The 14,268-nt window shown below is 68.7% G+C and carries 9 protein-coding genes; 6 read left to right on the top strand and 3 right to left on the bottom strand.

What is annotated here, in order from left to right; all coding sequences use genetic code 11:
• Nucleotides 1-400: 400 nt before the first annotated feature.
• Entirely contained in the window at nucleotides 401-3,232 is a 2,832-nt protein-coding gene (locus tag ACWD0A_RS27715; protein ID WP_451302412.1) for a hypothetical protein, read from the bottom strand.
• 122 nt (nucleotides 3,233-3,354) lie between these two features.
• Between ACWD0A_RS27715 and ACWD0A_RS27710 the strand changes: the two genes are divergently transcribed.
• Nucleotides 3,355-3,552: a hypothetical protein gene (locus ACWD0A_RS27710; RefSeq protein WP_451302410.1), complete on the top strand. Its 198-nt coding sequence runs from the start codon at nucleotides 3,355-3,357 to the stop codon at nucleotides 3,550-3,552.
• Between the two features lie 255 nt (nucleotides 3,553-3,807).
• On the opposite strand, the gene ACWD0A_RS27705 is transcribed toward ACWD0A_RS27710, so the two are convergent.
• Nucleotides 3,808-4,626 carry a hypothetical protein gene (locus ACWD0A_RS27705; protein WP_451302408.1) on the bottom strand — a complete coding sequence of 273 codons (819 nt, stop codon included), beginning with the start codon at nucleotides 4,624-4,626 and terminating at the stop codon, nucleotides 3,808-3,810.
• Nucleotides 4,627-4,985: 359 nt separating this feature from the next.
• Here ACWD0A_RS27705 and ACWD0A_RS27700 point away from each other — a divergent pair, with 359 nt between their 5' ends.
• Nucleotides 4,986-7,769, top strand: a complete 2,784-nt coding sequence (locus ACWD0A_RS27700) for a protein kinase domain-containing protein (protein WP_451302406.1) — start codon at nucleotides 4,986-4,988, stop codon at nucleotides 7,767-7,769.
• A 275-nt stretch (nucleotides 7,770-8,044) separates the two neighbouring features.
• Here the strand turns inward: ACWD0A_RS27700 and ACWD0A_RS27695 are convergent, their stop codons facing one another.
• On the bottom strand, nucleotides 8,045-8,665 hold the full coding sequence (locus tag ACWD0A_RS27695) for a DUF7691 family protein (RefSeq protein WP_451302404.1): 621 nt from the start codon (nucleotides 8,663-8,665) through the stop codon (nucleotides 8,045-8,047).
• A 158-nt stretch (nucleotides 8,666-8,823) separates the two neighbouring features.
• Here ACWD0A_RS27695 and ACWD0A_RS27690 point away from each other — a divergent pair, with 158 nt between their 5' ends.
• The 4 genes from ACWD0A_RS27690 (at nucleotide 8,824) to ACWD0A_RS27675 (ending at nucleotide 14,267) form a co-directional block, all read left to right on the top strand.
• Nucleotides 8,824-10,089 (top strand): DUF2637 domain-containing protein, encoded by a 1,266-nt coding sequence (locus ACWD0A_RS27690; protein ID WP_451302416.1) that lies wholly within the window; start codon nucleotides 8,824-8,826, stop codon nucleotides 10,087-10,089.
• A gap of 649 nt (nucleotides 10,090-10,738) precedes the next feature.
• The gene (locus ACWD0A_RS27685) at nucleotides 10,739-12,703 is read left to right on the top strand and encodes a pRL2-11 (RefSeq protein ID WP_451302402.1); all 1,965 of its coding nucleotides are present in this window, start codon (nucleotides 10,739-10,741) and stop codon (nucleotides 12,701-12,703) included.
• A gap of 235 nt (nucleotides 12,704-12,938) precedes the next feature.
• On the top strand, nucleotides 12,939-13,949 hold the full coding sequence (locus ACWD0A_RS27680; protein WP_451302400.1) for a conjugal transfer protein: 1,011 nt from the start codon (nucleotides 12,939-12,941) through the stop codon (nucleotides 13,947-13,949).
• Between the two features lie 84 nt (nucleotides 13,950-14,033).
• Entirely contained in the window at nucleotides 14,034-14,267 is a 234-nt protein-coding gene (locus ACWD0A_RS27675; protein WP_451302398.1) for a hypothetical protein, read from the top strand.
• Nucleotide 14,268 lies beyond the last annotated feature (1 nt).

The raw sequence follows: 14,268 nt of genomic DNA, 5'->3' as shown, positions 1-14,268 counted from the left end.
CCGTCCGCAGGTCAGCGCGCTGCGGGTGGGGAGAAATGTGAGCAGGTCTGGGGAACCCCTGAGCACCGGGTGGGGAAATTCAACGAGCCTCATCACCTCACGGATATCTGCTGGTCTTAAGGCACGTTGGGCACGTACGTGACGTCAGAACTCCCAACCTCGTTTCGGCCGTAACGAGGTCGCACATCGAGCGTTGCCCCTGGTCGGGGACCTCGGCGGCCCGGTCGAACCGAGGTTGGGTCACCGTGAGTACGACGTACGAAGCATCCGGGCTTGGTGGACACACGCAACTACCGGAAGTGTTTCGGTCGAAACAGCTTCCTCGGTCATGGCAACACGACATTCCTTTCTTGCCTTCACCCGCGATCAGCTGCCTGAGCGCTGGCCGGTAGCGCGTGGATCATTGCCAAGGGGGCGTCGGCGTACCATCCGGGTCCAGGCCGTAGGGCCACAGCCTTTCGAGCGCCTCCCACAAGTCGTAGTCGACTTGGGCCTCGGCGTTGCCGTGGTCGGCGGCCTGCCGGGCCAGGGTTTCGGCGCCCTCCCGGTCCCCGGCTTCCTCCCGCATCCAGGCCAGGTCGTAGAGCGCGGCGGTGTTGCCGTGGCCGGCGGCCTGCCGGGCCAAGGTTTCGGCGCCCTCCCGGTCCCCTGCCTCCTCCCGCATGCGGGCCAGGAGGTCCAGGGCACGGGTGTTGCCGTGGTGGGCGGCTTGCCGGGCCAGGGTTTCGGCACCTTCCCGGTCCCCGGCCTTCTCCCGCATCTGGCAGAGGCCGACCAAGGCGCTCGTGTTGCCGTGGTGGGCGGCTTGCCGGGCCAAGGTTTCGGCACCTTCCCGGTCCCCGGCTTCCTCCCGTATCAGGGCCAGGTGGTACAGGGCGCGGGTGTTGCCGTGGTCGGCGGCCTGCCGGGCCAAGGTTTCGGCACCTTCCTGGTCCCCGGCTTCCTCCCGCATGCGGGCCAGGAGGTGCAGGGCGCGGGTGTTGCCGTGGTCGGCGGCCTGCCGGGCCAGGGTTTCGGCGCCCTCCCGGTCCCCGGCATTCTCCCGCATGCGGGCCAGGTGGTACAGGGCGTCGGGCATGCCGTGGTCGGCGGCCTGCCGGGCCAAGGTTTCGGCACCTTCCCCGTCCCTGGCCTTCTCCCGCATCTGGGCCAGGTGGACCACGGCGTTCGTGTTGCCGTGGCCGGCGGCCTGCCGGGCCAGGGTTTCGGCGCCCTCCCGGTCCCCAGTCTCCTCCCGCATCAGGGCCAAGTTGTAGAGCGCGGCGGTGTTGCCGTGGTCGGCGGCCTGTCGGGCCAGGGTTTCGGCGCCCTCCCGGTCCCCGGCCTTCTCCCGCATGCGGGCCAGGGGGGCCAGGACGTTGGTGTTGCCGTGGTCGGCGGCCTGCCGGGCCAGGGTTTCGGCACCTTCCCGGTCCCCGGTCTCCTCCCGCATCAGGGCCAGCTCGGACAGCGCGTTGGTGTTGCCGTGGTCGGCGGCCTGCCGGGCCAGGGTTTCGGCACCTTCCCGGTCCCCGGCCTTCTCCCGCATCAGGGCCAAGTTGTAGAGCGCGTTGGTGTTGCCGTGGTCGGCGGCTTGCAGGTAGAGGGTTTCGGCGCCCTCCCGGTCCCCGGCCTTCTCCCGCATCAGGGCCAGCTCGGACAGCGCGTTGGTGTTGCCGTGGTCGGCGGCTTGCAGGTAGAGGGTTTCGGCGCCCTCCCGGTCCCCGGCAGCCTCCCGCTCCCGGGCCAGGCTGTACAGCGCGTTGGGGCTGCCGTGGCCGGCGGCGCGGAGGCGGAGGTGGTAGGCCCATTGCAGGCGGAGCCGGTCTTCGGCTGCCACGGTGAGGTTGTACAGGTCCTCGGGGCTGATGAGGTGGGTGTGGGCGGCGTGCCAGAAGGAGGCGGGCGGGCACACGTGGCGGCGGGTGGTGCGGCCGTATTGCTCAAGGTAGTCGGCGAGGCGGAACACCGGCCCCGCCGGCCGCGGTGAGGGGGCGTCGGCAGGCGCGGAGGGGCTGGGTGGGCGGCGTTGCGGCCGGGGGGTGACCCGGCTCAGGGGGGCCTGCTTGCCGTGCACCTGCTCGGCGAGTTCGGCATATGCCTTCTCTGCCCAGTCTGCGGTGAGCTGGTTCCAGTCGGAGTCGTGAAGATAGTCGGGGGCGGCGTCGGTGAGGCAGGCCTGCGGCAGGTGCAGGCCAACGCCGAGACGGCGGGCGTCCATCGCCGCTTCCAGGAGTGCTTTGGCGGCCGGGCTGCCGGTGCGGTAACGCTCCAGGAGCGCGGGGCCTCCGGCGAGGTCCTGCGTCAGACGTCTGTCGGCGCGGGCGCGGGTGAGGGCGTCGGCCAGTAGCCGGTCACCGTCCTCGGCCAATGCAGTCGCCGCGGCCAGGGCGCGGGTATCGAAGGCATCGGGGACGCTCACGGTGCGTCCGGCGAGCAGCTCCCGCACCCGGCTGTGCGGATCTGGCCCGCCGGGGGCGGGCAGGGCTGTGTACTGCTTGAAGTAGTCGGGCCACAGCGTGCCCAGTACGAGGACCGGCCCGCGCTGCGGGCTGGTCAGCAGGTCGTGCACAGCTGCAGCGATCCGCTCACCGGCCGTCGGGTCACCGAGGTAGTGGTGGGCCTCGTTCAGCCACACCACCGTTCGCGGGCCGACACGGTGCAGATCCTCCAGCGCGGCCTCCGCCCGGGTGGGGTCGAAGGGATGCCACAGCCGCCACCCCTGCTCCGCCAGCGGCTGCACGGCCTCCCAGCACGCCCGCGTCTTCCCCGTCGAGGACTCACCCACCAGGACCAGCATCCGGCTGTGGCCCTGCTGCGCCTCCCGCACCGCCTCCGCCAGGATCAGGTCGTGCTCGCGGGGCACATAGCTGGGCAGTAACTGCTGCTCCAGCAAGCCGGAACCGTCCAGGACGGTACCGGCCGGGTGGACCTCCAGCGCGTGCGGATCCCACTGCCCGATCGGCTGGCCGAGCCCCGGCCGTTCGCTGTTCCCGCCACCGGCCGCGGCCCGCTGCAGCGCCTGCAGATCATCCACCGGCAGTCTCAGCGCGCTTGCCAGCGCCGTCACCGTCGGTGCCGACGGCACCGGCCCGTCGGCCTGGAACGCCTGCTGCACGGTCGTACGGCTCAGCCCAGTCCGAGCGACGAGGGCAGTCTTCTTCAGCCGGGCCCTGGCCAGCCCGCCCTCCAGCCTCCTGCGCAGTTCGGTCAGAGCCGAGTCCGGAGTGTGACCGGTCCGTTCGTCGTGCACGTGCTCGCCCCCGGGTGGTGAGGTGTTCGCCGGTGTTCATCTTCGTCCCGGCGCACCATGGCGCACACCGATTCCGAGACCTTCGTCCACGTCAACACCCCACCTCCTGACGGGAGCCTGCCGTGAACGTCGCCGTCGTCCTCCTCACCACCACACTCGTGATCGTCGTCGCGCTGCTGGCCGCCGTCGGCGCGGGCAAGCTCGCCCGCATGGACGGCGCCACCTACCCCGCCGCTCTCACCCGCGCCGCCGTCACCTTCGCCGCTGTCGTCACCCTTGCCGCCACCGTGGCCGGCACCTTCGCCACCATCCTCACCTGACCGCTCACGCGGTGGCCCAGCCACCTACCCCACCCGACTGCACTCAACAACTTGCCAGACATGCCTGAAAGCCACAGAACTACGCTGACCTGCGCTGGGGCCCAGAAGCCACTAGGTAAGAGGCGGCGACCTTCGACAGCTGGAACCTGACGCTCAGAGTAAAGGCGATGCTCACCACGCTTCCGGCAGGCTGCGGAGACGTCTCTCAGACGTCAGGAGCAGCCCCCGGTTGAGGACTCCAAGCCGACGATCCTCCTACTGGGGGTGCGTGTTGACCGACTCCGCGGCCAGCAGCCGCCGCGCCTCTGCGACCAGCGCGCCCAGCGAGGACAGAGGGGACTCGTGCGCCTCCTGGAGGAGCGGTTGCACTGGCGGCTCGGCAGCGTCGTTCACCAAAGCCTCCACCTCCGAGTCTCCCAGCGCCGGCACGTCGTGCAGCGCCTGCCGTGCAGCCGGCCGGAAGGTCTCGACGTCCTCCTCCGACTGCGCCGCGTAGCTCTCTCGCAGGAGCACCAGCATCTCGCGCGCCCGCCTTGCCTCCACCCCCACCGCACGGTCGAGACGCACCTGAGCCCGACGGGCCTCCCCGCGCAGCCCGAGCAGGACGTAGAACTCTGAGACGGACTCGCGGAGTCTCTCCGCATGCCGCACGATTGCCTCCGGCGTGACCAGAGACAACTCGGCCACCTCGTAGACCAACTGATCGACCTGCGGACCGATCTGCGCGATGCCGCTCTCCGGGTCCGAACCGTCCGGCCGGGGAAGGAACGCGGCGGAGATCTTCGCATGTGCCTGCCGGGCCGTCACCACTACGCGGGCGAGTAGCTCCCTCCGGTCCGTGTGCAGAGCCGCCAACCGCTGTGCCTCCGCCGTGATCCACGCAGCGTCCCGCGCCGCCGACGCCTGCGCCCTTCCGGCACGAGACTGGAGCCACGCCCCAATCCAGTTGCCAGCGATGCCTCCGAAGATCGCGATGAACGCCACCATCACGGTGAACGCCTTTTCGTTGCTCCCTACCAGCTCTATGAGATCCACGGCCCCATACTGCCGTCCGCCGAACAGCGCCTGAGACAACCGATCGGGTGCCCTTGGCAACGGTGGCCGCCGGTGTCGACGTCGTTGTCACTGGCCCCGGCCCGCCGCAAGCACTGCGGCCAGGAACAGCGTGCCGAGCCCACGCACGGCGGCCGATTCCCGTAGCGCCGGGTGTTCGTGGACGACGTAGGCGACAAAGGCGAGCGACAGCAGCCCTTGACGATCTGGTATAGCAGCGGGTCACGGGATGGCTCCCAGCGCACCGGGCGGAGGCGGATCGGTCGTGGTCATAGGGTCCCGATCTGCCGTAACGCCACTCCAACACGGCGCCGGTGGGAAACAATCGTGGCCAGCCGGCACCCGCAGAACGCCGCTAGCCGAGAGCGGAGACGCACAGCGTGGACGAGGTACAAGAGCTGCTCGCCGAGTATGGCGAGTGGGCCGGGGACGACACCGCGCCGGCTCGGGAGCGGGCCGAACGGCTCGCCGTAATCGTGGCGGGACTACTGCGACGTAGCGTTCCTCATAGCGCCGTTCAGATCATTGACTTCGAGGGCTTGCCTGCGGCGGTGTCCTTCGACCACGAGGGACGGGACTACGTCGTCGGCCTCGTGGTGGACAGCGGGTCGGATCGGGGACGCAGCATCGCCCGCTCCGTGGAGAGCTTTGGCATTCCCCTCCCGCCGAAGGACGTGCGCTTCGTGTTCATGCCCTGGACCGGGACGCCGGAACCGGTCGAGGAAGATCTCATCGACCGGGTACAGCCTGCTGGAGTGGTGCTGGATCGCACGCACCTGGACGCCGCAGTCGCCAGCCTTGTGCCGCTCGCTGACCTCATTCGCGACGTCTTTCGTCGGCGCCAGCCCTACCTGCCGCTCGCCGACTTGGTCGTCTCGCCCTCGCTCCAGGGCCCTCCCCTGACCATGACCCCACCCGACCGGCTGACCGCTCCGAGGAAGGTGCCGACGCAGACGTGGGCGGGTGCCACGTCGGAGGTTCTTCTCGTCGGTGAGTCGACGCAGGCGCATCCGATGGGCATGGCTTGGCGCGCTGCGAACTCGCTGCTCGTCACCTACGAATCCGGCCTGGTTGAACTCGACCCGTCGCGTGGCCGGACGCGGTGGCTCGTGGAAGTGCCCGGCTGCCACGGCGCACCGATCATCGGGCCAGCAGGGGACGTGCTGATCATGGCCGGCCCAGCCGTGATCCGTTGGCAAGAGGGCAGGCTGACGGCTGTCGCAGGAGGCTTCGATGCGGGCGCACAGCTGCTGGCCGGGCCTGGTGGCGAGCCGTGGGTGCTCTCGGGTTCCGGAGTCACGTACGGGGCCGGCGAGGGGACCTTGGCGCTGACCCGGGTCGGCCAGGCGGTCGGTGACCAGTTGCGGTACCCGGTCTCCTTCGAGGCGGCCGTGCGCTCGGCAGTCTGGATGGGCAGACGCCGGTTCTTTCTGGCTGCCAGCGGGCACAGTGCCGTCGTCGATCTCAGCCGCACCACGGGCCTCGGCCGGCAGGATGACTGGATCCGCACCGCCGGCCACTACCCCGGGCACGTGCTCGTCACGGGCACGGACACGGTGCTGAGCGCCTCGCCCGATGGTTCCGGCAACCGGATCACCCTGTACCGCACCACGGTGGGCGACGGGGCGAGTGAGCCGCTCGTGGAGTACCGCCTCGATCGCGTCCTCGGTCTGACGCAGCCCCCGGAAGCCGGCCCCGCCTATCTCCTGGCGTCGGTGCCCGACAACGACCCCGCGCACTTGCGGCCGGTCCTGACCCGTATCGCCGGGCACCGCCTCACACCCGCCGTGGCCGAAGCCGAACCGAAGCCAACCGGCTACGACCTGGTGAGCGGGTCGGCCCAGGGCGTGAAGAAGGACTACCGAATGGACCGGCTGCCGATGGACACAGGGGGCCAGGCTGACGTCTTCCGGGCCGAACACAAGGCATCGGGCACGGTCGTGGCCTACAAGCGCCGACGCAGGCAGGACTCCGGGTCCCGCCGCCGGATGGTCAGGGAGGTGACGATTGCCCAGCTTCTGGGGGGACACCCCCACGTCATGCCCGTGCTCGACTTCAGCCCCGCCTACGACTGGTTCGTCATGCCGATGGCGGAGGCCACTGTCGAGGACAAGCGCACCGAGCTGGAGAGCGATGAGGCACTGCGGGAACTCGTGGACGCCGTGGCCGCCGCGCTGGCGGAAGCGCACGAACACGGCTGGGTCCATCGGGACATCAAGCCGTCGAACATCCTGCTTCTCAACAGTCGCTGGACCGTGGCCGACTGGGGTATCGCACGACGCCCGCGCGGTGAAACGAGCGTCGACAAGTCCCTGACGAACGCGTCGATCGGCTCGATCGGCTGGGCCGCCCCGGAGCTGTCCACGGACCCGCACGACGGGGCCAGCCCGGCGAGCGACATCTACAGCCTTGGACGGGTCATCGGCTGGGTCCTCACCGGCACGTGGCCCCAGCCGAACGTCCCCCTGCTGCCTCCGCCGGGGCCGTGGCGCGGCGTCGTACGCCAGGCCACCTCGCAGGACCCGGCCGCCCGGCCCCAGGACATGGCGGCCTTCATCGCGCTCGTCGAACGGGAGACCTCTCCCCAGGCCGAGCTGCCCATCACCCGTGCACAAAGGCTCCTGGCGGCCGCTGCCGAGGGGGACGAGGACGCCGCGGCGCAGCTGATCGCCCTCGCCGTGAACCAGCCCGACAACTACGAGCTCTACCTGGATGCCGTCGCCCGCATGGACATGGAGACCGCCGAGCCCTCGCTTGTGGCCCACCCCGACCAGTCCATCGCCCTCGTGCGCGCCATGGCAGCGCAGGTCGACGGCGACCGCGGTCAGTGGCCCGCCTTCAGCGAAGCGGACCGGGCTATCAGGTGGCTGCTGCGCGTGGCCAGGACCGCCGCCCGGGAAGAGGAGTGGGATCATCTTGACGCCGCAGCGCAGGGCATGTGCATCTGGGACGCCCGCTTTGACCAGTGGAATCCGCAGGCCTCCATCAAGGGCTGGCTGCGCTCACTGTCCGGGAACGCGGCAGAAGTCGTCGCGTCGGTGCTGCGCGAACACCCTGGCAGCGCCCGGCACTTCTGGGAGCTCGCGGAGGAGCGGGGGGTCGACATGGGTCTGCGTGAAGCCGTCCAAGCAGCCCTCGCGGCGAACCGGGCTGACCAGGACTAGAAGCGATCGTGCAGGCGCCGCGTTGACGACCTCCGAACACGAGGAGCGCACGGCAGTGCGTACCTCGGATTTCGACGGCCGCCGCGGCATGTGTCGCTGAGCTGGCGTTGTGGCCAGATGGTGCGATCCGCAACCAGGTCGGCCCGGCAGCTGCTCGACGACTTCCTCTCCGACCTCGGCCGGGAGCGCGCGGCCCCGGGCCGAGCGGTGAAGTGGAACAGCCGGTGCTGACACCGGTAGGAGGGGCGGCCATCCGGTCTCCGCGGTCCAGGACTTCAGGGGCGGAAGCCGATCACGCCGAAGCCCGGCCGTCCCGCCGCGTGACGCATCCAGCCGAGACACTGCATGACGGCTTCCAGGACTTCGGGCTCCAGCGGTGGCGCCTGGCCCGACTCATCGACCGCCCGCTTGGTGGCCTCGAACTGCTCCAGCGCCTGTGCGATGTGGTCAGGTGACCACTCGCCGCAGCCCGGCGTGAACGTGTACGGAAGAGGATCAGGCAGATCGCTGTAGCTGAAGTGCTCGACAGACACGGCGGTGATGCCCAGAGCCTTCAGGCCCTCATCGACCCTCGACAGCCAGTCACCCCGGTGCGGGGTGAAGCAGTCGTTGTCCAGGAACGAGCCGGTGAGCGAGCACAGCCGCTCGTAGGCGTAGCCGTACTGGAAGGCGTCATCCTTGTTCTCGCTGAAGGGCCCACCGTGGATGACCGCACGCAGTGCCTCGTATGCCTTGGGGGCGCCTTCCTCGATTGCGTGGCTGAAATAGTCGTCGTCGCGGGCGAGGTCGTCCTCGAACCTGGTGCGGATTACCTCCAGCAACTGGTCATCGCGGGATCCGACCAAGGCACGCGTAGCGGCCACGTCGAGCAGGTAGACGCTCAGAGAAGAACTCATGGGCCGAACCTAAGGGAAGCCTCTGACACCTGTGCGTGGCCGTGGACGGGCGGCGCGGGACCACGGCATCGGAGCTCGGCAACGTCGACCAGTCCTCACAGGCGCGCGATCTGCGAAATCTATCCACAGGCGATCCGGGTGAGACTCACGGCCTCACGATGGAAGGAGTCCGTGTGCAGACCACCCGCGTCCACCTCACACGTGCCCGCCGCGCCCTGATCGCGGTAGTGGTGATCGGTGCCGTCATCGTCGCCGCGATCGGCTTCGCGGGGTCGTACGCCGCGGTCCGGGAGCTCGCCGAGCGCAAGGGTTTCGGCTCCTTCTCCCTTGTCTTTCCCATCGGAATCGACGCCGGCATCTGTGTGCTGCTCGCGCTGGACCTGCTGCTGACGTGGATGCGGATACCTTTCCCCCTGCTGCGCCAGACGGCCTGGCTGCTGACCTTCGCGACGATCGCGTTCAACGGCGCCGCAGCGTGGCCCGACCCGCTCGGCGTGGGCATGCACGCCGTCATCCCCATCCTCTTCGTCGTAGCCGTCGAGGCGGCCAGGCACGCGGTGGGCCGGATCGCGGACATCACGGCCGACAAGCACATGGAGGGCGTGCGCCTCACCCGCTGGCTGCTCTCCCCGGTCCCAACCTTCAGGCTGTGGCGGCGGATGAAGCTGTGGGAGCTGCGCAACTACGAGCAGGTGATCAAGCTCGAGCAGGACCGGCTGATCTACCAGGCCCGCCTTCAGGCCCGCTTCGGCCGGGCCTGGCGACGTAGGGCCCCGGTCGAGTCGCTGATGCCGCTGCGCCTCGCGAAGTACGGCGTGCCGCTCGCGGAGACGGCCCCGGCCGGTCTGGCCGCCGCAGGCATCGAGCCGGTGCTGCTGCCGCCGGCCCCGGCGCAGCCGGAGCTGGCGCGCACCGCAGAGCTGCCAGCCCCGCGGGATGCGACACCGGTCTTTGACGGCAGGGGCGCTCAGCGCGGTGCGGCCGACGAGCGTACGGCGGAGCCGGAGCTCCGAGAGATCGAACCGGACGATCCGACCACCAACGACGAGCGCGAGGATCAGGCCCACGCGGCGGCTGACGCAGAACATGCCGCCCCTGGCGGTCTGGAGGCACGGGGCATGGACCACGAGCGAGGAAGGCGAGAAGAGAGAGCGGACGACGTGGAAGCGAACGGCAAAGGCGAAGCCAGCCGGGCCGATCGGCACACGCAGGCCATGGCCGCGATGAAGAACGCCGACGCGGTTCGCTTTGCGATCGAAGTGCTCGACTGTGTGGAGACGCCAGTTCTCCGGGAGTGGCTGAAGCGGCATGGCAAGGACGTCAACAGTGGCCAGATCTACAAGATCGCCAAAGCTGAAGCGCAGGAGCGTGCCCGTATGCAGGAGGGACAAGCCGAGCTCGTGGCAACCGCAGCCGCGTCCTGAGCTCGTCCGAGAGGCAGTGTTGCAGCGGTGCACGGAGCTGGCCGTGCAGTTCCTGTGCACCCGCGCAGCGGCATGCAACTGCAGCTGTGCAGGCGGCCGACTGCGCAGCGCAGCGCTGCTCGACCGAATGCTCGGGCTGCTCGAGTCGGAGTGAGGATCATCTGGCGGCCGGCTGGGTGGTGCGACGCGAGCCGGCTTGTGCACGCTTCGGCAGGGCCCTTGCAGTGGAAGCCCGGGCGCTGCACCGGCTGGGTCTACGGCGGGGACTCGAGGCGAGGCAGTCGTACGGACGAGCTGCGGCCCGCAGCGGAGTCTGTGCATTCCGCGGCCGGCCCGGACTGCACCAAGCGTCCTGAGCACTTGTCTGACTGTGCACCGGGGCATCGGGAGCAGCAGATCGGCACGTACTGCATCGCCTGCAGCGCTGCACAGGTCGCTTCTGTGCAGCGCGGGAAACAGTCATGCAGCCCGCGTGCCGCTGCACGTCTGCTGCACGCAGCCCGTGCTCGCTGCCGTGGAACCCGCCGATGCAGCGACCTCGCAGAGCAGCGCTCCATCGGCGAAATCTATCCACAGGTAACTCGGCTTAGCGTGCTGCAAGATCGCCGCCCGTGACCGACGGCGGCACCCCCTGTCAAGGAGACCGGCGATGGCGCGCAGTGAGGTGGACAAGCAGATCGAAGAGGCCATCGAAGCCGCCCTCTTCGGCTTCGGACGGTTCCTGTCCGGGAGGGACATGGACGGTGTCCGACGCACCAACGCCACCTTCCTCAAGTCCGGAACCTCCGTCCTCGACGGAGTCGACGGCCGGGTCGGACCGATGTCCTACCGGCCCGGATGGCAGCGCGCTGCAGCCCGCGTAACCGGTGCCGGCGCGATCGCAGGCGGCGGCTGGTCCTACTGGATCGACCCCGAACAGACCCTGGAGGCTCTCCAGTACGGGGCGGCCGGTGCCGGCGGCCTGCTCCTTGCCGGTGGAGTGATCCACGCGGTGCGCACTCGCGGCCGGCGGGAACTCATGCGCGAGTGGATCGAGCCCCTGCACCTGGCGCTCGCCGACCCCCTCGGCATACCTCCCGCCACCCGTCCCCGCTCCTACCTGCACATCCCGCAGAACTTCTCCGACGACGACGCCGAGATCCGCATCGATCTGCCGGTCAATCTCAAGTTCAACGAGCAGGCCGTCACCGAGATGGTCGTCAAGAAGCTTGCGCTGCAGGGCGTCTCTTTCAGCTGGAAGTACGACGGCCGGAGGCCGTACGTGACGGTGAAGAAGGTGCACCGCCCGCCGAGCAAGGTCATATTCAGCGACCCCAAGGTGAAAGAACTCGTTCAGAAAGCACCCGAATCGGCGCCGCTCATCGGACTGACACGAGGACACAAAGTCGTCTCGGTCGACCTCGACGCCGAGTCGCCGCACGTATTGGTATCGGCGGGCACCGGCGGCGGTAAGAGCGTCATCCTGCGTACCATCGCCTCACAGCTCATTCATTACGGCGCCCGCGCATACATCCTCGACTTCAAGCGCGTTTCGCACCTGTGGGCGCGCGGAGTGAAGAATGTTGAATACTGTCGCGATATAGCTGACATTCACGAGGCGCTGATATCGCTCGGAGCCGAAGGGCAACGACGAATTCACAGGGCAGAGCAGCTCGGAGATGACGCGGACCCGGCGGAGGTTGGTCCTCGCATCGTGATCCTCCTCGAAGAGATCAACGCGACGATGAAGCAGCTCACTCGCTACTGGGAGAAGATCAAGGAAAAGGGCGATCCGAAGATCTCCCCGGCGGTTGACGCGCTCGCAGAGATCCTTTTCATGGGGCGCGCCGTTCGTCTTCACGTACTCCTCGTTGCGCAGTCGGCCACAGCGCGTGCTCTTGGCGGCCCTGAAATGCGTGAGAACTTCGCCACCCGGATTCTCGCCCGCTACACCCAGAACGCATGGCGAATGCTCGTCCCAGAGGTGCAGCCGGCTCCCAAGTCCACCCGGCATATCGGTCGCGCCCAAGTGGTGCTGGGAGGCTCCGCCCATGAGACCCAAGTGATGTTCATGACGGATGCAGAGGCGCGCACGTGGGCGATGGGCCGCACCCCTGCGGAACCGTCTGCCGCCGGCGACAGGGACGAGGCCTCACAGGCTCACAGGCTCACAGGTCAGCCTGTCCTCCTGGGGAAACAGGGGGATGACCTCACAGGCTCACAGGGCGAACAGGGTATTTCGGGCTCCCTGGGGGAGGGTGCCTCACAGGTGGACGGGACAGCCCACAGCGGGCAATCGATGGAGATCGCAGAGGACGAGTCGCCCGGGCAAGCCGTCTTGGAGCCAGACTCCCAGGCACACGAGAACCCTGCGGATCAGGCGCACGTCGAAACACGTGGCGATGTCATCGACGATGTGCCGATGAGCCTTCGGGACGCCCAGGAAAAATACCTGCCGGACATTGCACTGACGGCGCTTCGCCGGGCGCGCGCCGACGACCCGGCATTCCCAGCGCACGTGAAGAAGAAGGGGCAGTTGATGCTGTACCTGCCGAGCGATCTACTCAAGTGGGAGCGCAATCGGCAACGTTCAGTGACGAGCACGCCGTACGACGAGACCGTCGACTTCTCCTGACTGCTTGCGGCGAACACGAAGGGCCCGCACTCGGTGCGGGCCCTTCGTTTTTGTGAGCGATTGGCGAATGGTGCCTCGGCTCCGAGAAATCTATCCACAGGTCATTCGGCATAGCTTTTCTTCGTGGGGTTCTTGCGCAGTGCGCGACGGGCCTTGCTGATGCATTGTGCCTGGCCGGGCATAGCCCCGGCCGCAATACGGCCGAGGAGTCCGAATGAGTTGGTGGCGGAAGGTCTTGAACCTTCCCAAGAAGAGCGCCGCTGGGGGTGACGAGCTTGCCGAAGCCCTCGCCGGCCGATCGGATCATGCATCCAAGGAAAAGAACGATGCACGGCCGGTCGAATCACGGGAGGGAAGTCCCCTGTGGGCTGAGGAGGATGAGCGTTCAGGGAGTGTCATCGCGCGCCGGACCGGTCGCCTCGTGGTGTGGAGTGTCATTGGCCTGCTCGCTTTCATCGGCGTGCGCAGCATCGTCTTCCCACCGGATCCGCCGGTAGCTCAACAGCTGGCCGACCCGCAGGCCGAAGCCCAGAAGGACGACGTGCCGGAAGCCGCCGCGCAGCAGGTCGCCGCCCGCTTCGCCCGCTCGTACATGACGTGGAACGAGAAGGATCCGAAGTCGCGGGAGAAGGAACTGGCTGCAGATCTGCCGAAGGGCGCGGACGCCCAGGTCGGATGGGACGGGCAGGGAGTTCAGCTCGTCGCCCAGAGCATCCCCGGCGAGGTCGTGCAGACGTCGCCGCGGCGCGCCCGGGTCTCGGTCGACGTGCGCGTCTCCTCGACTGCCGGCACTGGGACGAAGGCGCGAACCGTCTCGTCATGGCGCCGACTTCAGGTGCCCGTGGGCGTCAGCAGCGGCCGTGTGCTGGTGACGGGGCAGCCGGCCCTCGTCGGTGTGGAACAGCCGGTCGACTGGCGCGAGCCGGAACCGCCGACGGCCGACACGGTGCTTTCCGGCACCACGCGGACGCCAGTCGAGAACTTCTTCAAGGCGTGGGTCGCCGGCACGGCTGACCAGGCGGCGGCGCCCGGTGCGCAGATCGGGCCCCTGGGCAGTGATCTGCACCTGCAGTCTCTCGACACGTGGACGGTGCACAGCGGCTCCGGCTCACGGCGTACGGGCGTGGCGAGCGTCCGCTGGAAGTTGGCCGGCGCGGAGCTGCAGCAGACGTACCGCGTGACGCTCGCCGAAGTCCGGGCGGACGGCGCGTCCCGCTGGCAGGTCTGGCACGTGTCGGCCCAGTAGTGCAGCCACACATCCGGCGGCGCCCCTGCCTTCGCGCTGCCCATCCGATCGATCCCTCGTATCACTACCCGACCAAGGAGAGTCATGGGCGGCAACAACGAGCTGGCCTCCTACCTCATCAGCATCGTCGCGTCGATCTTCGGCGCCGTCCTCGCGATACGCACGTTCGCCCACTGGGGCAAGAGCGAGTGGGGCAAGCTCGTCACCTGCATCCTCGGGGCCGCGGTCGCCGCGTACTGCATCTTCAACTCCGCCCAGGCCATCGCACTCCTCAGCTTCCTCGGCTCGAAGATCGCCACGATCTTCCCGGCCGCCTGAG

It is taken from the genome of Streptomyces sp. NPDC002867 (assembly GCF_053591895.1).
Note: the sequence above shows the minus strand (reverse complement) of the source record. Positions and strands in the feature narration are given on the sequence as shown.

Bases quoted from the DNA above. Each gene is read 5' to 3' on its own strand.
- ACWD0A_RS27685 (WP_451302402.1), top strand. From the start codon at position 10,739: ATGGCGCGCAGTGAGGTGGACAAGCAGATCGAAGAGGCCATCGAAGCC.
- ACWD0A_RS27695 (WP_451302404.1), bottom strand. From the start codon at position 8,665: ATGAGTTCTTCTCTGAGCGTCTACCTGCTCGACGTGGCCGCTACGCGT.
- ACWD0A_RS27690 (WP_451302416.1), top strand. From the start codon at position 8,824: ATGGAAGGAGTCCGTGTGCAGACCACCCGCGTCCACCTCACACGTGCC.
- ACWD0A_RS27675 (WP_451302398.1), top strand. From the start codon at position 14,034: ATGGGCGGCAACAACGAGCTGGCCTCCTACCTCATCAGCATCGTCGCG.